Annotated in this window: 20 protein-coding genes; 8 read left to right on the top strand and 12 right to left on the bottom strand. The window is 75.3% G+C overall.

Features of this window, described 5'->3' with window-relative positions; translation table 11 throughout:
• Nucleotides 1-147: 147 nt before the first annotated feature.
• Nucleotides 148-1,965, top strand: a complete 1,818-nt coding sequence (locus tag ABZ924_RS23920) for a CoA transferase (protein ID WP_361913288.1) — start codon at nt 148-150, stop codon at nt 1,963-1,965.
• Nucleotides 1,962-3,626 carry a class I adenylate-forming enzyme family protein gene (locus ABZ924_RS23915; RefSeq protein WP_361913286.1) on the top strand — a complete coding sequence of 555 codons (1,665 nt, stop codon included), beginning with the start codon at nt 1,962-1,964 and terminating at the stop codon, nt 3,624-3,626. The genes ABZ924_RS23920 and ABZ924_RS23915 overlap by 4 nt, the downstream gene beginning before the upstream one ends.
• An 85-nt stretch (nt 3,627-3,711) precedes the next feature.
• Here ABZ924_RS23915 and ABZ924_RS23910 read toward each other — a convergent pair whose 3' ends face one another.
• The 3 genes from ABZ924_RS23910 to ABZ924_RS23900 are packed head-to-tail and all read right to left on the bottom strand — an operon-like array spanning nt 3,712 to nt 6,034.
• Nucleotides 3,712-4,536 (bottom strand): zinc ABC transporter substrate-binding protein, encoded by an 825-nt coding sequence (locus ABZ924_RS23910; protein ID WP_361913283.1) that lies wholly within the window; start codon nt 4,534-4,536, stop codon nt 3,712-3,714.
• Entirely contained in the window at nt 4,494-5,360 is an 867-nt protein-coding gene (locus ABZ924_RS23905) for a metal ABC transporter permease (protein ID WP_361913371.1), read from the bottom strand. The genes ABZ924_RS23910 and ABZ924_RS23905 overlap by 43 nt, the downstream gene beginning before the upstream one ends.
• A 38-nt stretch (nt 5,361-5,398) precedes the next feature.
• Nucleotides 5,399-6,034, bottom strand: coding sequence for an ATP-binding cassette domain-containing protein (locus tag ABZ924_RS23900; RefSeq protein ID WP_361913280.1), 636 nt, complete (start codon nt 6,032-6,034; stop codon nt 5,399-5,401).
• Between the two features lie 199 nt (nt 6,035-6,233).
• Here ABZ924_RS23900 and ABZ924_RS23895 point away from each other — a divergent pair, with 199 nt between their 5' ends.
• A complete protein-coding gene (locus ABZ924_RS23895) occupies nt 6,234-6,569 on the top strand; it encodes an antibiotic biosynthesis monooxygenase family protein (RefSeq protein ID WP_361913277.1) in 336 nt (111 codons plus the stop codon).
• 84 nt (nt 6,570-6,653) lie between these two features.
• On the opposite strand, the gene ABZ924_RS23890 is transcribed toward ABZ924_RS23895, so the two are convergent.
• Nucleotides 6,654-7,754, bottom strand: a complete 1,101-nt coding sequence (locus ABZ924_RS23890; RefSeq protein WP_361913274.1) for a glutamate--cysteine ligase — start codon at nt 7,752-7,754, stop codon at nt 6,654-6,656.
• 147 nt (nt 7,755-7,901) lie between these two features.
• On the opposite strand from ABZ924_RS23890, the gene ABZ924_RS23885 reads away from it, so the two are divergent.
• Both ABZ924_RS23885 and ABZ924_RS23880 read left to right on the top strand, forming a co-directional pair.
• The gene (locus ABZ924_RS23885; RefSeq protein ID WP_361913272.1) at nt 7,902-8,228 is read left to right on the top strand and encodes a plasmid stabilization protein; all 327 of its coding nucleotides are present in this window, start codon (nt 7,902-7,904) and stop codon (nt 8,226-8,228) included.
• A 60-nt stretch (nt 8,229-8,288) separates the two neighbouring features.
• On the top strand, nt 8,289-9,254 hold the full coding sequence (locus ABZ924_RS23880) for an LLM class F420-dependent oxidoreductase (protein WP_361913269.1): 966 nt from the start codon (nt 8,289-8,291) through the stop codon (nt 9,252-9,254).
• 24 nt (nt 9,255-9,278) lie between these two features.
• Here ABZ924_RS23880 and ABZ924_RS23875 read toward each other — a convergent pair whose 3' ends face one another.
• The 8 genes from ABZ924_RS23875 to ABZ924_RS23840 all read right to left on the bottom strand — a co-directional run bounded on the left by ABZ924_RS23875 (nt 9,279) and on the right by ABZ924_RS23840 (nt 14,548).
• Nucleotides 9,279-10,283 carry an iron-containing redox enzyme family protein gene (locus ABZ924_RS23875; protein WP_361913266.1) on the bottom strand — a complete coding sequence of 335 codons (1,005 nt, stop codon included), beginning with the start codon at nt 10,281-10,283 and terminating at the stop codon, nt 9,279-9,281.
• Nucleotides 10,280-10,585, bottom strand: coding sequence for a CDGSH iron-sulfur domain-containing protein (locus tag ABZ924_RS23870; protein WP_361913263.1), 306 nt, complete (start codon nt 10,583-10,585; stop codon nt 10,280-10,282). Before ABZ924_RS23870 ends, ABZ924_RS23875 begins: the two co-directional genes overlap by 4 nt.
• The gene (locus tag ABZ924_RS23865; RefSeq protein ID WP_361913260.1) at nt 10,569-11,261 is read right to left on the bottom strand and encodes a HemK2/MTQ2 family protein methyltransferase; all 693 of its coding nucleotides are present in this window, start codon (nt 11,259-11,261) and stop codon (nt 10,569-10,571) included. The genes ABZ924_RS23870 and ABZ924_RS23865 overlap by 17 nt, the downstream gene beginning before the upstream one ends.
• 34 nt (nt 11,262-11,295) lie before the next feature.
• A complete protein-coding gene (locus ABZ924_RS23860; RefSeq protein WP_361913257.1) occupies nt 11,296-12,060 on the bottom strand; it encodes a metallophosphoesterase in 765 nt (254 codons plus the stop codon).
• The gene (locus tag ABZ924_RS23855) at nt 12,057-12,311 is read right to left on the bottom strand and encodes a hypothetical protein (protein ID WP_361913254.1); all 255 of its coding nucleotides are present in this window, start codon (nt 12,309-12,311) and stop codon (nt 12,057-12,059) included. The genes ABZ924_RS23860 and ABZ924_RS23855 overlap by 4 nt, the downstream gene beginning before the upstream one ends.
• Nucleotides 12,308-12,736: a hypothetical protein gene (locus tag ABZ924_RS23850; RefSeq protein WP_361913251.1), complete on the bottom strand. Its 429-nt coding sequence runs from the start codon at nt 12,734-12,736 to the stop codon at nt 12,308-12,310. Before ABZ924_RS23850 ends, ABZ924_RS23855 begins: the two co-directional genes overlap by 4 nt.
• Nucleotides 12,737-13,014: 278 nt before the next feature.
• On the bottom strand, nt 13,015-14,286 hold the full coding sequence (locus ABZ924_RS23845) for a cytochrome P450 (RefSeq protein WP_361913249.1): 1,272 nt from the start codon (nt 14,284-14,286) through the stop codon (nt 13,015-13,017).
• Nucleotides 14,287-14,392: 106 nt separating this feature from the next.
• A complete protein-coding gene (locus tag ABZ924_RS23840; protein ID WP_361913246.1) occupies nt 14,393-14,548 on the bottom strand; it encodes a DUF6131 family protein in 156 nt (51 codons plus the stop codon).
• A 156-nt stretch (nt 14,549-14,704) separates the two neighbouring features.
• Here ABZ924_RS23840 and ABZ924_RS23835 point away from each other — a divergent pair, with 156 nt between their 5' ends.
• The 3 genes from ABZ924_RS23835 to ABZ924_RS23825 all read left to right on the top strand — a co-directional run bounded on the left by ABZ924_RS23835 (nt 14,705) and on the right by ABZ924_RS23825 (nt 16,313).
• A complete protein-coding gene (locus ABZ924_RS23835) occupies nt 14,705-14,887 on the top strand; it encodes a CsbD family protein (protein WP_361913243.1) in 183 nt (60 codons plus the stop codon).
• A gap of 176 nt (nt 14,888-15,063) precedes the next feature.
• Nucleotides 15,064-15,624 carry a hemerythrin domain-containing protein gene (locus ABZ924_RS23830; RefSeq protein WP_361913240.1) on the top strand — a complete coding sequence of 187 codons (561 nt, stop codon included), beginning with the start codon at nt 15,064-15,066 and terminating at the stop codon, nt 15,622-15,624.
• A complete protein-coding gene (locus tag ABZ924_RS23825; protein ID WP_361913237.1) occupies nt 15,621-16,313 on the top strand; it encodes a UdgX family uracil-DNA binding protein in 693 nt (230 codons plus the stop codon). Before ABZ924_RS23830 ends, ABZ924_RS23825 begins: the two co-directional genes overlap by 4 nt.
• The last annotated feature ends 134 nt before the right edge of the window (nt 16,314-16,447 follow it).

The following is a 16,447-nucleotide window of genomic DNA, read 5'->3' as shown; positions in this document are numbered from 1 at the left end:
GAAGGGCCGGGAACTCCTGGGAACGCCTGTCCGACTGTCTGTCCGTGGAACTGGTCGGGCGCGGACGCTCCCGGGTTCCCGCATACGCGTTCCCGCGTTTCCGTACGACCTCGGCGACGGCCCCCGTCCCGCCGGTAGAGGAGAGGCATGGCGTCCCCGGCAAGCACGCAGACGGTCCGGCCGCTCGACACCCTGCGCTGCGGGGCACCGCGCCCCGACCCCTCGGGGCCCCCGCAGCTCGCGGGTCTCGTCGCCGACCGCCTGCGGCTGCTCGGCGCCCGGGAGGATCCGGCAGGGCAGCCGGATCCCGCCGGCCCCGTCACCCTCACCGGCGCGGGCTTCGAGCCCGTCCGCGCGAGCGTCACCTGGGGCGGCCCCGGCAGCGGTCTCGTCGACGAGGCCACGGTCCAGGCCGCCACCGGCGTGATGGCCGTCCACGGCCGGCGCGACGGCAGCCCGCGCGGTCTGGCCGCCGACTACGCGGCCACGGCCACCGCCGTCCTGGCCGTGCAGGGGCTGCTCGCCGGGCTGGTCGGGCAGGCGCGCGGCGCCGCCGTGTCCCGGGTCACCACCGGCGCGGACCGGGCCGGTCTGCTCGCCGTGTCCCAGTACCTGGCCGCGGCCGGAGCCGACGAGGGCGAGGCGGCCGAACTCGCCCCCGGCGGACCGCCCTTCACCGCGGCCGAGGGCACCCTCTTCGAGCTGGAGACGCTCGACCCGGGCGCCTGGGCCGCCTTCTGGCGCGCCCTGGACGCGCCCGCCGACGCGATGCGGGCGGGCTGGCGGCCGTTCCAGTTCCGCTACGCCACCGCGTGCGCCCCCTTCCCGCCGGCCCTCCACACCGCCACCCGGGCGCACCCCCTCGCCCGGATCCGGCAGGCCGCGGGGCTCGCGGGAGCCGAGGTGTGCGTCCTGCACACCCTCGCCGAGCGGCTCGCGGAGGCCGACGGCGCGGCCCCGTGGTCGCTGCGGCCGCTCGAAGCCGGCTCCCTCCCGGCGGCCGGGGCCGCCCCGGCGCCCGCCACACCCCGACCCACCCCCGCACGGCCGCTGGCCGGCCTGACCGTGCTCGAGGCGGGCCGCCGCATCCAGGCGCCGCTGGCCGCACACCTGCTGGGCCTGCTGGGCGCCGAGATCGTACGGATCGAGCCGCCGGGCGGGGACCCGCTGCGCGGTATGCCCCCGGCCTGCTCCGGCGTCTCCGCGCGCTGGCTCGCCCTCAACCGGGGCAAGAAGGCCGTGGAGATCGACATCAAGTCCGGGGCGGACCGCCGCCGGCTGCGGGACATGGCGGCGCAGGCCGACGTCTTCCTGCACAACTGGGCGCCGGGCAGGGCCGCCGAGCTCCGCCTCGACGCCGAGGACCTCGCCCGGGCCAACCCCGCCCTGGTGTACGCGTACACCAGCGGCTGGGCCGACCGGCTGGGCGGCGCCCCCATGGGCACCGACTTCATGGTCCAGGCCCGCACCGGCGTCGGCGAGGCCGTCCGCCCCGAGGGCGAGCCCCCGGCCCCCTCGCTGATGACCCTCCTCGACGTCCTCGGCGGGCTGCACGGCGCCGAAGCCGTCCTCGCCGGGCTGCTGCTGAGGGAGCGCACCGGGCGCGGCGTCCGCGTGGACTCCTCCCTCCTCGGGGCGGCCGACACCCTCACCGCACCCGCCCTGGCGCGGGCCGCACGCGGGGAGGATCCCCGCCGTCCGGCCGGCTTCCGCCGACCGCTGCCGACGGCCGACGGCTGGATCGCCCCCGCGGACGCGAGCGCCGCCGGCGCTGCCGCGGCCGGCCGCGCACTCGCCGCCCTCCCCACCGCCGAGGCACTGGCCCGGCTGGAGGGGCTCGGCCTCGCCGCGACCGCGGTCACCACCGACCTGTCCGACCTGCACCACGACCCGCGCTTCGCCGGCTCGATCAGCCGCGACGCGCACGGTGCGCCCGCCGTTCCCGACCCCTGGAGCCTCGTGTGACCGTAGCCCTGCACGATCTGCTGCCCGCCGAACTGCGCCGCTCCTGGGCGGCTGACGGGACCTGTCCCGACCTCGACCTCTACAGCCTCTTCCGGGCCCGCCGGATCGCCGACCCGCACCAGACCGCCGTCCTCGACGCCAAGGGTGCGCTCTGCTACACCGCCCTGGACCGCAAGGTGCGCGCTCTGGCCACCGGCCTCGCAGAGCTCGGCATCCGCCCGGGCGACGTGGTCGGCGTCCAACTCCCCGGCCACCGGAGCGCCGTCATCGCCGACCTGGCCCTGGCCGCCCTCGGCGCCGTCGCCCTCCCCTTCCCCGTCGGCCGCAGCGCCCTCGAAGCCGCATCCCTGCTGCGCCGCGCCGAAGCCGTCGCCGTGATCGCTGCGGTCGAGCACCGCGGCGAGCGGCCCGCCGCCGGCCTGCACGCGCTCCTGCAGTCCGTACCCTCCCTGCGCCACGTCGTCGCCGTCGGTCCCGGGACCGTCCCGGAGGGGACCGTCGCCTGGTCCGGGCTGATGCGCTGCGACCCGCGGGCCTTCGTACCCGCCCGCCCCGACCCGGACGGCGCGGCCCGCATCCTCGTCTCCTCCGGCTCCGAGGCCGAGCCCAAGATGATCGCGTACTCGCACAACGCGCTCGCGGGCGGCCGCGGCAACTTCCTGGCCTCGCTCATCCCCGACGGGAAGCCGCCGCGCTGCCTCTTCCTGGTCCCGCTCGGCTCGGCCTTCGGCTCCAGCGGCACCGCGGTCACCCTCGCCCGGCACGGCGGAACCCTGGTCCTGCTCGACCACTTCACCGCCGACGCCGCGCTCGCGGCCGTACGCGCACACGAGCCGACGCACGTCCTGGGCGTACCGACGATGGTCCGCATGATGCTCGAACGCCTCGACGCGACGAGCGATCCTCTGCCGGCGCCCACCGCCCTCGTCCTCGGCGGCGCGCCGCTCGACGAGACGACCGCCGCCGCAGCCGCGCAGGCGTTCGGCTGCCCGGTGGTGAACCTCTACGGCTCCGCCGACGGCGTCAACTGCCACACCGGGCTCGCGCACACGGTCCCGCCCGCCTACGGCCGCGGAGTCGTCGCCGGCCACCCCGACCCGCGGGTCGCGGAGATCCGGATCACCGATCCCGACAGCCACGAGGCCCTGCCGGACGGCGAGATCGGGGAGATCGTCTCGCGCGGTCCCATGACCCCGCTGTGCTACGTCGGCGCCCCCGAGCTCGACGCCCGCTACCGCACGGCCGACGGCTGGGTCCGCACCGGCGACCTCGGCTACCTCGACTCCGACCGCGTCCTGCACGTCGTCGGCCGCCTGAAGGACATCGTCATCCGCGGCGGCGCCAACATCAGCCCCGCCGAGGTGGAACGCGCCCTCGGCTCGCACCCGCAGGTCCGCGACGTGGTCTGCGTCGGCGTCCCCGACCCGCTGATGGGCGAACGCCTGGCCGCCTGCGTGGTGCCCCGCGGTCCGCTGGCGCCCACGCTCGCCTCCCTCGGCCGGCACCTGACGGCGCGGGGCACGGAGCGGCGCAAGCACCCCGAACGGCTCCTCGTGGTGGCGCAGATACCGCTGACGGCGGCCGGCAAACCCGACCGGGCGGCGCTGCGGGCCCGGCTGGCCGGGGACCCGGAGCCGGCGCCCCTCGCCCAGGCCGGCTGAGGCGGGGAACCCGGGGGCGGGCACGCCCGGCGTGCCCGCCCCTGCAGGAGCGCCGGCGACCGCGGTGGCCGCCGCCGACCGCCGGTCAGGAGGCGCCCATGGCCTTCCTCAGCTCGGCCGCCGCGTTGCGGTAGACCGGCAGCAGGTCCAGGTCCGGACCCGGGTAGTTGACGATGGCGACCTGCCGGGCCCCGGAGTCGGGCAGGACGGTGCCGGTCGACATGTGGGCGTTGTCCAGGACCAGGGCCGGCTTCTTCGCCGAGAGTTCGGCGAGCTGCGCCGGCGTGACGGCCTCGGGACCGTACGTGCCGACCGGGGTGGCTCCGGCGAGCTTCGCCGACCAGGCGGTGAAGACCTGGGTGACCGCGGTCGGGCTCGTGCCGCCGGGCCAGGCCGCCTTGAGCTCCTGGTTCAGCCGTACGTACTCGCCGTCGAAGCCGGCCTTCCACTGCGTGGCGGCGTCCGCCGTGCCGAAGAGCCTGCCGAGCTTGTCGACCTCGGCCTTGACCTTGTCCGGGTCGTTGTCGAGGCCGACCTCGACGAGCTTCGCCTTGGAACCCGCGGCCTCCTTGATCTTCGCCGCGTACGGCTCGAAGGGCGCGTAGAGCACGAAGTCGGCCTGGGCGACGGCGGCGAGGTCGGAGGGCTTCGGGTCGTAGTCGGGGGCGTGGTGCACCGACTGCGGCACGATGACCTTGACGTCGCGGGCACCGGCGGCCCGGGCGAAGGCCCCCTCCCAGGTGGTGGTGACGACCACCCTGGGCTTGCCGGCCTGCGCGGGGCCGTCCGCAGCAGCGGAAGAGGAGGACGAGGACGCCGTACCGCTGCCGCAGCCGGTCGCGAGGGCCAGTGCGGCCGCGGAGGCGCTCAGTGCGAGGGGGGAAGGGATGCGGACGCGGGTGCGCGCCATGGGCGGGTTCTCCGTTCGGATGAGAAATGGACGCCGAGGACGACCGCCCCCGCCGTCAGGACGAGGACCGGCCCGGGCGGCCAGTCCAGCCACAGGGCCAGCAGGAACCCCGTCAGGTTCACGGTCAGGCCGATGCCGATCGCCCAGAGGGTGATCGAGGTCAGCGAGCTGCCGAGCCGGCGTGCGGCGAGGGCGGGCAGCAGGGTCAGGGCGTCGACGAGCAGCGCCCCGGTGAGCTTGATGGCGCCGGCGACCGCGATCGCGACGAGCACCAGCAGGGCCGCGGTCAGGGCGCGGACCGGAACGCCGGAGCACTGGGCGAGCTCACGGTCGTACAGGAGCAGGCCGATCTCGCGCCGCTTGCGGACGAACAGGGCCGGTACGACGGCGGCTAGCACGCCGAGCACGACGAGGTCGGGGGTCCCGACGGACAGGATCGACCCCCACAGCAGGGAGAAGGCCCCCGAGGCGTTGACGCCCGACACGGCGAGCAGGAGCAGCGCGGCCGCGATGGCCAGGCTCATCAGCAGGCCCATGGCGCCGGACAGGCCGTCCGGCGTACGGGCGAGGGGGGCCACGCCCGCCCCGGCCAGGGCGCAGGCGACCAGCGCGCACAGCATCGGGTCCAGCCCGGTGAGCAGGCCGACGGCGATGCCGAGCAGGGCCACGTGCATCATCGCGAACCGCACCGGCATGATGTCGAGCCCGACGATCACCACCCCGACGACCGGGAGGCCGATCGCGGCGAGCAGGAGGGCCGCGCCCGCGCGCTGTACGGGCAGCAGCTGGAGCAGCGTGCCGAGGTCGGCCGTGGCCAGGGTCAGCGGATCCGCGGCGAGGGTCAGCGGATCCGCGGCGAGGTTCACCGGACCTCCCGCAGGCGGCCCGCGGCCATTTCCAGGACGCGGTCGCAGCGGTCCGCGAGCGCCCGGTCGTGGGTCACCACCACCAGGGTCACGGGCAGCGAGGAGAGGACGTCCGCGGCCTCGGCCTGCCCGTCGAAGTCGAGGGCGGCGGTGGGCTCGTCGGCCAGCAGCACCTCGGCCCCGGCGGCCACGCAGCCCAGGGCCCGGGCCAGGTACATGCGCTGCAGCTGCCCGCCGGAGAGCGTGTGCAGGGGCCGCCCGGTCAGCGCGCCCACCCCGAGCCGGTCCGCGGCCCGGGCGGCGTCCGCCGGGGCGGCGCTGCTCGCCAGCAGTTCCGCACCGAGCAGCGGGAAGCGGCCCCCGGCCGGCTTCTGCGGGATCCAGGCGCACGCGCGCCGCCGCCAGGCCCACTCCGCCGGGGAGCGCGTGTCGCGGCCGCCGACCAGGATCGAACCCGTCACCTGCCGGTGCAGGCCGAGCACGGCGCGCAGCAGCGTGGTCTTGCCCGAGCCGTTGGTCCCGGTCAGCGCCACCCGCTCACCGGCGGCGATCTCCAGGTCCACGTCGGCGACCGCCTCCACCCGACCGTGCCGGCAGGCGACCCCCCGCATCCGCACGTCCAGCCCGCCCATCCACACCCTCCGGTCGTCCGCGGGCGTCCGGCAGCCGCCGCCGTCGCCCCACGGGCCAGTAGTCGGCGGGCCCCGGCCGGGAGTTCCCGGGATCCGGAACCTTTTCCGCCGACTCGTGCGCCCGAGCGGGCGGCACCGGATCGGGGGATTCCACGGCATGCCCGGTATCCGCGGCCGCGGTAAGGGGAGAGATGGCTCCATGACCGTTACTGCATCCATCGACTCCAGCCGCCCGGTCGCGACGCTGATCAACGTGTTCACCGTCGCGCCCGAGCGGCAGCAGGAGCTCGTCGCGCTCCTGGCGCACGCCACGGAGACGACCATGAAGCACCAGCCGGGCTTCATCTGCGCCAACTTCCACATCAGCCAGGACGGCGAGCGCGTCATCAACTACGCGCAGTGGGAATCCGAGCGGCACTACCGCGCCATGCTCGCCAACCCCGAGGCCCGCGTCCACATGGACCAGGCCGCCGCCATCGCCACCGACGTCCAGCCCCGGCTCTTCGAGGTGAGGTCCACCCACAGCAGGGCGTAGCCCGCACGCCCACGGCAGGGCGTAGCTGCGCACGCCGCGGCCGCCGCCCCGGCGGCTCCGCGCCCGGGGGCGGCGGTCCGGCCCTCACACCGCTTCGGTGGCCGCGGCGAGGGCGTCGACGACCTCGGAGAGGTGGCCGTGGCGGCGCAGGGCGGCCCGCTGCCGGGTAGCCCCGCTGCCGTTGCGGCGCAGCCGGGCCAGGAGTTCGGCCACCAGCGGGAGGTCTCCGGCAGCCTCCAACCCGGGCGCCGCGCGGGACACCAGCCGGTCCACCAGCACGCCGGCGGGCAGCTGTTCGCCGCTGACCGGGTCGAGCCCCCATCCGGTGAGGCCCTGGGCGGCGGCGAGTTCGTGGGCGCAGCGCAGCCGCCGATTGGGCACCCGAGGCGGGGGCCGGTCCTCGGCCCCCTCGGCCCGCAGGCTCTGCCCGAGGCCGCGCACCAGCGCCGCGACGAGGACCACGGTGTCCAGGTCGGCGTTGGAGTCGGCGACGCGGATCTCCAGGGTCGGCACGTGCTCGGAGGGGCGGGCGTACCAGTAGACCATCCGGCGGTCCATCAGGACCCGGCGCTCGACCAGGGCGCCCACGTGGGCCTCGTACTGGGCCTCCCGCAGCACCGGCGCCGGGCCGACGGTGGGCCAGCGGGCGAAGGTCTTGAACCGCCAGCTCTCGAAGCCGGTGTCCCGGCCCAGGCAGAAGGGCGAATTGCCGGTGAGCGACTGCAGGACCGGCAGCCAGGGCCGCATGTGGTTCGCCAGGGCCAGGGCGCACGCCCGGTCCATGCTGCCGATGTGGACGTGGCAGCCGCAGACCAAGCCGTCGTACTCGCCGACGAACGCGGCGAACTTCCGGGCCATCCGCTGGTATCGGTCGGTGTCCGTCACGGTCAGGGGCCGGACCGGCGGCACCACGGGCGTCCCCGTCGCCACCAGCCGGCAGCCGGACTCCCCGGCTGCGGCGACGGCCGCACGCCGCAGCCGGACCAGCTCGGTCCGCAGCGCCTCGGTGCAGGCCACCGGCTCCGTGCACACCTCCACCTGGGCGGTGAAGAACTCCGCCTGCACCTGCGGGCCGACTTCCGCGGCAGCCGCGGCGATCACCGTGGGAGCGCACTCCGCCGGACGCCTGCTGACCCCGTCCACCAGCAGGAACTCCTCTTCCACCCCCATCGTGAGCACGGTCATGACCCACTCCTCGAACCTACTGCTGCGCTTACCCCTGCACGCCCCCGTGCAGTCCCCCCGCCGGCAAGTCCGGAGCCCCGGGGCGCGTGCGGGACCGGCGGCCGGGTAGGCGCCGGGCGACCACTCGGACTCCTCGCGGGAGGAACCATGCCGCGCAGTTGGAGCAACAAGAGGGAACGCCAGTACGAGCACATCAAGGAGAGCGCCGAGGAACGCGGCGAGAGCGAGGAGCGGGCCAAGGAGATCGCGGCCCGCACCGTGAACAAGGAACGGGCCCGCGCGGGCGAGTCGGAGACCGCGAGCAAGACGTCCCTGGAGGATATGTCCTCCTCCCGGCGCGGCGGACTGCGCTCCCACAGCGGGTCCCGAGGACCGACCTACGACCAGCTCTACGAAGAGGCCAAGCGCCGGGGCGTCCACGGCCGCTCCGACATGAACAAGGCCGAGCTGAAGAAGGCCCTGGGCGAAGACTGAAGCGGCGCGGCCGCGCACCCGCACAGGTTTCGGCCCGGCGCCAGCGGCAAGGCGCCGGGCATGGTGCACATCGGATACACAATGATGACCGAGCAGGCCGGACCCCGGGACCTCGTGGACCACCTGGTGGGCGCGGAGCGGGCGGGGTTCGACTTCTCCGTGATCTCGGACCACTACTTCCCCTGGCTGGACTCCCAGGGACACGCGCCCTACGCCTGGAGCGTCCTGGGCGCCGCCGCGCAGGCCACCGACCGGATCCCGCTCATGACGTACGTGACCTGCCCGACCTTCCGCTACCACCCCGCGGTGGTCGCGCAGAAGGCCGCCACGATGCAGCTCCTGTCCGGCGGGCGCTTCCGCCTGGGCCTCGGCTCCGGCGAGAACCTCAACGAGCACGTCGTCGGCGCCGGATGGCCCGCCCCCCACGTCCGCCTGGAGATGCTCGAAGAGGCCGTGGACATCATCCGCTCCCTCTTCGAAGGCGGCACCGTCACCCACCACGGCACCCACTTCGACGTGGACAACGCCCGGCTCTGGGACCTCCCCGAGCAGCCGCCGCCGATCGGCATCGCCGCCTCCGGCCCCCGCTCCTGCGAGCTCGCCGGGCAGTACGGCGACCTCCTCGTGGCCGTCGAGCCGAACCGCGGGCTCGTGGACGCCTTCGCCGCGCACGGCGGCTCCGGCAAGCCCTGCGTGGGGCAGCTCGCCCTCTGCTACGACACCGACCGCGACGCCGCGCTGGCTCGGGCCCACGACCAGTTCCGCTGGGCCGCCGGCGGCTGGGAGGTCAACGCGGAGCTGCCCGGACCGGCCGGCTTCGCCGGGGCCACGCAGCACACCCGGCCCGAGGACCTCACGGACGCCATCCCCTGCGGGGACGACGTGGACGCGGTCGTCGAGGCCGTACGCGGCTACACCGACGCCGGATTCACGGACGTCGCCGTGGTCCAGATCGGCGGCGACCACCAGGAGCCCTTCCTGGAGTGGGCCGAGTCCAAGCTGCTGCCGGCCCTGCGGGAGCTGTGACCCGCCCCGTCGGACCAGCGCCCGTCAGCCCCCGCTCAGGGGCACGCGCAGGGCGGAGGCGTCCCGCGCCCAGGCCGTCTCGATGTGTGCGGCGAGCCGCTCCTCCAGCAGGACGGTCGCCGCGCATCCGAACGCCACATCGGCCTCCAGCCGCGGCTCGTCGGCGAGCAGCCCACCGATGACCTCGCGGCGCACCACCTGCTCGTGGACGGCGTCGGCCTCGACGTGCTCGGCGTAGAAGTGCTCGGCGGCCGGGCCCGCGCCCAGGCGCCGCATCGCGCGGGCCATCCGGCGGGACCCCGGTGAGGAGGTCACCTCCACGCAGGCGAAGTGCCCCACCAGAGCCCCGCGCAGGGCCCGGTGCAGCCCGAGCAGGGACATCAGGTTCACGGTGGCGAGCAGGGGCGCCGGGGCGTGCTCCAGGTACGTGCCGTACGCGGGGTCGAGGCCGAGGTCGGCCATGAGCTCGGCGAAGAGGCGGGCGTGGACGGCTTCGGCGCGCCCGGCGCCGAACTCGTCGTACTCGACGGCGACCATGCCGGCCTTCGCGCGGCCGGACAGGCGCGGGACGACCCACAGGTGGGGGTCCGCCTCCTTGAGGTGGTAGAGGGAGCGCAGGGCGGCGTACTCGCGCAACTGCCAGAGCTCGCCCTCCTCCTCGAGGTAGTGGCTGATGCTGTGGACCGGTGAGACGGGCTCGGTGAGCAGGGGGCCGAAGGCCTCCTCGACCCGGCGGGGCGCGCCCCGCAGCTCGGACCGCAGCGCGTGCAGGACCGCGTTCTCCAGGTCGCGGCGCAGGCGCAGCAGGTCGGGGTCCCATTCCCGCTCGTCGTCGACGCCGTCGAGGCCGCGGTAGTGCAGCTCGTACAGCAGGTAGAGGGCGAGTTGGACGTCCTCGCCCCAGGGGTCGGCACGGGTCAGGACCGCCGTGGGGCACACGGGCAGCCGGCCAGAGCGCAGCGCGTCCAGCAGGGCCTGCGAGAGCGCGCCCCGGGCGGGGACCAGGCCGGGGCGACCGGGGTCGGTCACGGTTCACTCCTGTCGTCGGGCTTCGGGGCATCGGACGCGGGGGCCTGGGCTTGCGCGCCCGGCGCCGCGGCGTCCCGGCGGCGCGGGCGGTGGCTGGTGTCGCACCAGGGCGGGGTTCGGCTCCGGCGGCAGGTGCACAGGGCGACCACGAAGCGGTCCGAGCGGGCGACCGTACCGTCCTCCAGCACGACCTCCACCGGGCCCTCGACGAGCACCGGGCCGTACGGGTCCACGGTGACCCGGCGCGCCGGCCGGGACGGGTCCGGGGCCGGGCCGGGGGCGGGGTCACGGGCAGCAGGCACGGATGATCACCAGCTCTTCCCAGGCGTCGCCCGCCTCGGCCAGCCCCCGGCTCTCCAGCCAGGCCCTGCGCGAGCGGAGCACCGGACCCCACGGCACGGCCGCGCGCTGCACGATCCGCGCGGAGAGGCCGGCCCGTTCGAGGTTGCGCACGGTGGTCTGCGGCCCGCACATGCCGGAGTGCACCAGCAGGAGGACGCCTCCGGGCCGCAGCAGCGCCGAGGCCAGCTCGCAGATCCGGTCGATGACCAGGCGCCCCGTCGGGCCGGCGTCCCACGCGCGGGCGGGACCGCGGGCCGGCGTACGGGGCTCGGGGGAGGGGACGTAGGGCGGGTTGGCCAGGACGAGGTCGAAGCGCTGGCCGCGGGTGCGGGCGGCGAAGTCCCCGTGCAGCACCCGGACCCGCAGCCGCCGGCGCAGCGCGTTCACGTACGCGGTGACGACGGCCGCCCAGGAGACGTCCACCCCGGTGACCCGGGCGCCGCGGCCCGCGGCGCGCAGGGCGAGGGCCCCGGTACCGGTGCCGATCTCCATCACGGCCGTGCCGGGCGCCAGCTCCTCCCGGTCCAGGGCCGCCGCCAGCAGGCGGGTGTCCGCCTGCGGGCGGTACACCCCGGGCGGGGCGAACAACCGGGGCCTCGGCGCGCGCCCTGCGGTCGGCGCGGTTGCGGGCATCATCGGGTCTCCTTCCTCGGTGCGGTACGTACCGCGGCTACCCGGAACCCGCAGTGCTACCCGCCACGGCGGGCCGCAGGCGCGGGGTGAGGTGGTACACGGCGAAGGCCCGGCCGATGACCGGCATGGCGACGTTCCGGACCGGGATGCCGCCGCCGGTCATGCCGTGCTCGGTCCCGAGATGGGCGTGGCCGTGCACCGCCAGGTCGGCGCCCTCGGCGTCCATGGCCTCCGCCAGGAGGTAGCTGCCGAGGAACGGGAAGATCTCCGACGGCTCGCCCGCGAGGGTGTCCGGGACCGGCGCGTAGTGCGTGAGCGCGATCCGCAGGGTGCTGCCGGAGGCGCCCAGCCCGCCCAGTGCCCGGCCGAGCCCCTCCGCACAGGACCGGGTGTAGCGGATGAACGCCTTCATCTCCGGTTCGCCGAACTCGCTGCCGCTGCGCCCGGCGAAGCCCCCGCAGAAGCCCTTCGTCCCGGCGATGCCGACCCGCGCCCCGTCGAGGTCGAGGAGGACGCCGTCACCCTCCAGGACGTGCACGCCCGCCGCGCACAGCTCCTCGGTGACGGCCGCCTCCTCGCCGCTCTGGTAGTCGTGGTTGCCGAGCACCGCGACCACCGGCACCGGCAGCCCGGCCACCTCGGCCGCCACCACCCGGGCCTCCCCGCGGGTGCCGTGCCGGGTCAGGTCGCCGGCCAGGAGCAGCAGGTCCGCGCACTCGCCGAGGGTGTCGAAGGCGGGCCGCAGCGTCCCGGCGCTCTCGGGGCCGAGGTGGATGTCTCCGACGGCTGCGACGCGGGTCATGACAGCTCCTCGACGTGGTCGGGGGGCTGGGGCCGGCACACGGTGAGGTCCTCGTACCAGTCGAAGCCGGCGAGCTCCTCGCGGGCGAGGCGCAGGACGGCCGCGCGGGTTCCCTCGTCCGTGACGCAGCCGCGCAGGACGGCCCGGCTCCCGTGCATCTCGATCTGCACGCTCAGCTCGGCGGCGTCCTCGCTGGCCAGCCGGTCGCGCAGGTGCTCGATGCGGTATTCGATGATCTCGGCCGTGTTCATGGGTGGTGCTCCGTCCTGTCCGGGCGGTCGATGACGTGGAGCCTGTCGAGCAGGTGGAGGAACGCGTCGGCCAGCGGCGCGTCGCGGTGGTCGCGGTCGAGGCGCGCCCAGTCGATCTGCTCGCGCAGCATCCGGGCCATCGGCAGCAGGTCGCCGAAGTCGCAGTAGTGCTCGCACAGGGCGGTGAGGCGGCCGTCCATGAGGTCGGTGGGGGAGAGCACCGGCATCCATACCGAGTCCACCGGCTTGACGGTGGCGCGCTCCAGGAGCGCCGTGCTGACCGGGCGCCGGGCCAGTTCGAAGATCAGGTCGATCTCCTCGCCGCCCGAGCGGCCCTTGACCAGCCAGTCCTCGGGGGCGCGGCGCATGGCGATACCGCCGTCCTCGAGGGCTTTGATCGCCTCCTCGGCGTCCTCGGGGCGCACGCAGAAGTCGGTGTCGTGCTGGAAGCTGGCGGGCAGCCCGTGGGCGAAGGCCGCGACGCTGCCCGCCAGGGCGAAAGGGGTGCCCGGACCGCTTGAGCAGTGCGGCCACCTGCTTCGTGGTTTCCAGGATCGCCTGCGTGTGGTCCTTGGGCAGCGGGTCCCCGGGCGGCTCGGGGGGCTTCAGCCCTCCCGGCGTCGGCAGTACGCCGGGGCGGCGGGGGTCGCGGGTCTTTCGACGGGTCATGGAGTGCCTCACGTGGGTGACGCGGTGGTGCCGCTCAGGGGCCGGGGCCGGGTCCGGGGCCGGGGACGATGACCACACCGCTGCGCGGCCGCGTCGGCATCCGGTGCAGCGGGATCCGCAGGTCCTGCCCCTCGGGGACGGTCCAGGAGCGCCGGGCGAGGTCCGCGGCCAGCGCGGCGACCAGCGCCACGGTGATGTCCTCGCCGGGACAGCGGTGCCCGCTGCGGGCATCGCCGCCGCCCTGGGGGACCAGTACGTCAGGCCCCGGCGGCCGGCCGTCGAAGCGGGCCGGGTCGAAGCGGCCGGGCTCGTCCCACAGCGCCGGGTCGTGGTTCTGGCCGTACAGGTCGAGCAGGACCAGGCTCCCGGCCGGGATCCGCTCGCCGTTGCGGACCAGGTCGGCGGCGGCCTCACCGCCGACGAACGGCGCGAACGGGTAGAAGCGGCGGACCTCGTGGGCGAAGGCCCGGGCCCGCGCGCCGCCGTTTTCGCGCAGCGCGTCGGCCTGCTCGGGCCACCGGTGCAGGGCGTGTGCGGCGAACGCCGCGAACCAGGCCACGGCAACCGTCGGCCGCACGACGTTCAGCAGCTCGACGGCCGCGGTGTGCGGGTCGAGCAGGGCCCCGTCGGCATCGCGGTGCCGGGCCACCGCCTCCAGCACCGACGGCTCTCGGGCGGGATTCACGGACGCGGGTGCGCCCTGCGGGCCGTCCTGGTACCGGGCCCGCTCGACCAGACGCGCGAACAGCCTCTCCTGGCGCCGCCGCGCCCGGCGCGCCCGCCAGTGCCGCGGCCCGGGGGTGCCCCAGCCGTCGACCATCGCCACGCAGTCGCGTGCCGTGCGCCGCACGTCCCGGTCGGACAGCGACAGTCCGGCCCAGCCGCACACCGCGCGGGCCAGCACCCGGCTCGCCGCGTCGAACACGCACAGCTCCCGCCCCCGGGAGCGGGCCAGCTCGCGCCGCCACAGCGTCAGGACCCGCTCCGTCAGGGCCGCCACCCGCTCCTCGTCCATCAGCAGGCCGGTGAACAGCGCCTTGCGGGCGCGGTGCGCGGGGCCGTCGAGGGTGTGCACGGCGCCCCGCCCGAACAGGGTGTCCAGGACGGGTCCCGGCAGGGCCGACCGGCGCCGGATGTGCTCCTCGTCGTAGAAGAAGCCGACCGCGTCGGGCCCGGACAGGACGTAGGCGCGCCGGCCGAGGAGCCGCACCCGGACCGGGTCGGCTCCGGGGCTGCGACCGCGGCCCGGCCGCCACGCGTAGCCGCGGGTCAGCAGGGCCATGGTGCTGTCGGGGAAGGAGTTCATGATGCGCGGCTACCCGCCCTCGGCGTCGGTATCCACGTTCGGGAGCTGCGCTCCTGCAGCGTGTCCTCCGGCGGCTCGGACGGGTAGCCGGGACGGTACGGGTTCGTCAGTAGTAGTGCTTCCGGCCTCCGACGGCGTGCCCCACGGCGCCCAGCACCCACAGGATGAGGCCGATCACGAGGAGGATTATGCCGATCGTCCAGAGGATCGAGATCCCGAAGACGAAGCCGAGGATGAGAAGAATGAGCCCCAGGATAATCATGGGTACCTCCTGGCACCTGTCGGACGGGGGACCTTGATGCGTCTACCACGTGCGCGGCTTCTCATGCCTGTGAGCACGGTCGGGGTTTCGGAGCATGGGACCCCCCGTCCGGGGTAGCCGCCAGGCGATCGGTACGCCGCACGTCAGGAGGCCACGATGGGCAAGCTGAAGGGCAAGGCCGAACAGGCCAAGGGAAAGACGAAGGAAGAGATCGGCTCGATGGCCGACGACACGGGCATGGAAGCGAAGGGCAAGGCGGAGAAGGCCAAGGGACGCATGGAGGAGTCCGCGTCCGACACCGCGGCCCAGATGAGGAAGATCGGCGAGAAGAAGCGCTGAGCGGACCCGTCGCGGCGGGCACGGCCCCTGGGGCGCCGTGCCCGCCGTTCCGTGCCCGGGTATCCCGGCGGCCCGGAGTTTCGGCGCATGACGGCGGGGACCCGGGGCAGGCGCCCGTGAAGAGCGTCCGGGCGGACGGCCCGGACCCGCAGCCCAGGAGACCCAGGAGGTAGGCCATGGGACACGGAGGAGACGTGGTGCGCGAGCTCACCGCCGACCACGACGAGGTCAAGGACTTCTTCACCCGCCTCGGGACCGAGAAGGACCCCGACCGGTGCCGTGAACTTGCCGACCAGCTGACCATCGAACTCGTCCGGCACTCCGTCGCGGAGGAGCAGTACCTCTACCCGGCCGTCCGTGAGCACCTGGACGGCGGCGACCGCATCGCCGACAAGGAGATCGCGGACCACTCCCGTGTCGAGGAGATGCTGAAGAAGCTGGAGGACCTGGACCCCGCCGGAGCCGCATTCACCGGCTGCGTGAACGACCTGCGCACCGAGGTACTCGCCCACATCAAGGACGAGGAGGAGAACCTCTTCCCGACCCTGCGGCACAACTGCCCGCAGGAGGCCCTGGACGACCTCGGCGACCGCATCCGGCGCGCCAAGAAGCTCGCCCCGACCCGGCCGCACCCGGGCAGCCCCTCCACACCTCCCGCCAACAAGCTCCTCGGCCCCGGCCTTGGCCTGGTGGACCGCGCCCGGGACCTCATCAGCGGGCGCGGCAAGGCGGTGTGACCGTGCCGCGCGCCACCGGGACACGACCTGCCGGCGACACGGCCGCCGCCGACGGGTACGACGCCCGTCCCTACCTGCCGGAGCGCGGCGGTCTCGCCGCGCACCGGCGGGCCGCGGCCGACTGCCGGGGCTGCCCGCTGTACGAGGGCACGACGGGAACGGTCTTCGGGGCGGGCGACGCCTCGGCCCGGCTGATGCTGGTCGGCGAGCAGCCGGGTGACCAGGAGGACCGCCGGGGCGAGCCCTTCGTCGGGCCGGCCGGCAGCCTGCTGCGCCGGGCGCTGGACGATGCGGGCCTGGACATCGACGCCGCGTACGTGACGAACGCCGTCAAGCACTTCAAGTTCGTCCGGCCGTCCGGTGGCGGCAAGCGCCGCATCCACAAGCAGCCGACCCTGCGCGAGCTGTCGGCCTGCCGGCCCTGGCTGGCCGCCGAGCTGCGGCTGGTGGACCCCGAGCTGGTGGTGGCCCTCGGGGCGACCGCGGGCCGGGCGCTGTGGGGGAGCGGCTTCCGGGTGGGGGAGCGGCGGGGCCTGCTGGTTCCGCTGCCGACGCTCGACGACGGGGCGCTGCACGGGCAGGGCCTGGCGACCATCCACCCCTCGGCGGTGTTGAGGGCCGAGGACCGCGAGGCCCTCTACCAGGGCCTGGTCTCCGACCTCCGCACGGCCGCCCGAGCCCTGGGCTGACCCCCGGGGCTCGCCCGGCCGCACGCCGCCGGCCTTGGCCCCGCCAATCCAGCCTCGCCGGCTTTCGTAGCCGGGGCCTGCAAATCCAGCCTCGCCGGCGTTTGAGGCGCGGGTCCGGGCGGAGCCCGGTGCCC

Origin of the sequence: Streptomyces sp. NPDC046876, from assembly GCF_040645035.1 — a bacterium.
Classification (GTDB): Bacteria; Actinomycetota; Actinomycetes; order Streptomycetales; family Streptomycetaceae; genus Streptomyces.
This window is presented reverse-complemented; position numbering and strand designations above follow the sequence as displayed.

Bases quoted from the DNA above. Each gene is read 5' to 3' on its own strand.
- ABZ924_RS23900 (WP_361913280.1), bottom strand. From the start codon at position 6,034: ATGGGCGGGCTGGACGTGCGGATGCGGGGGGTCGCCTGCCGGCACGGT.
- ABZ924_RS23890 (WP_361913274.1), bottom strand. From the start codon at position 7,754: ATGACCGTGCTCACGATGGGGGTGGAAGAGGAGTTCCTGCTGGTGGAC.
- ABZ924_RS23910 (WP_361913283.1), bottom strand. From the start codon at position 4,536: ATGGCGCGCACCCGCGTCCGCATCCCTTCCCCCCTCGCACTGAGCGCC.
- ABZ924_RS23885 (WP_361913272.1), top strand. From the start codon at position 7,902: ATGCCGCGCAGTTGGAGCAACAAGAGGGAACGCCAGTACGAGCACATC.
- ABZ924_RS23865 (WP_361913260.1), bottom strand. From the start codon at position 11,261: ATGATGCCCGCAACCGCGCCGACCGCAGGGCGCGCGCCGAGGCCCCGG.
- ABZ924_RS23845 (WP_361913249.1), bottom strand. From the start codon at position 14,286: ATGAACTCCTTCCCCGACAGCACCATGGCCCTGCTGACCCGCGGCTAC.
- ABZ924_RS23860 (WP_361913257.1), bottom strand. From the start codon at position 12,060: ATGACCCGCGTCGCAGCCGTCGGAGACATCCACCTCGGCCCCGAGAGC.
- ABZ924_RS23920 (WP_361913288.1), top strand. From the start codon at position 148: ATGGCGTCCCCGGCAAGCACGCAGACGGTCCGGCCGCTCGACACCCTG.
- ABZ924_RS23880 (WP_361913269.1), top strand. From the start codon at position 8,289: ATGGTGCACATCGGATACACAATGATGACCGAGCAGGCCGGACCCCGG.
- ABZ924_RS23840 (WP_361913246.1), bottom strand. From the start codon at position 14,548: ATGATTATCCTGGGGCTCATTCTTCTCATCCTCGGCTTCGTCTTCGGG.
- ABZ924_RS23895 (WP_361913277.1), top strand. From the start codon at position 6,234: ATGACCGTTACTGCATCCATCGACTCCAGCCGCCCGGTCGCGACGCTG.
- ABZ924_RS23835 (WP_361913243.1), top strand. From the start codon at position 14,705: ATGGGCAAGCTGAAGGGCAAGGCCGAACAGGCCAAGGGAAAGACGAAG.
- ABZ924_RS23830 (WP_361913240.1), top strand. From the start codon at position 15,064: ATGGGACACGGAGGAGACGTGGTGCGCGAGCTCACCGCCGACCACGAC.
- ABZ924_RS23855 (WP_361913254.1), bottom strand. From the start codon at position 12,311: ATGAACACGGCCGAGATCATCGAATACCGCATCGAGCACCTGCGCGAC.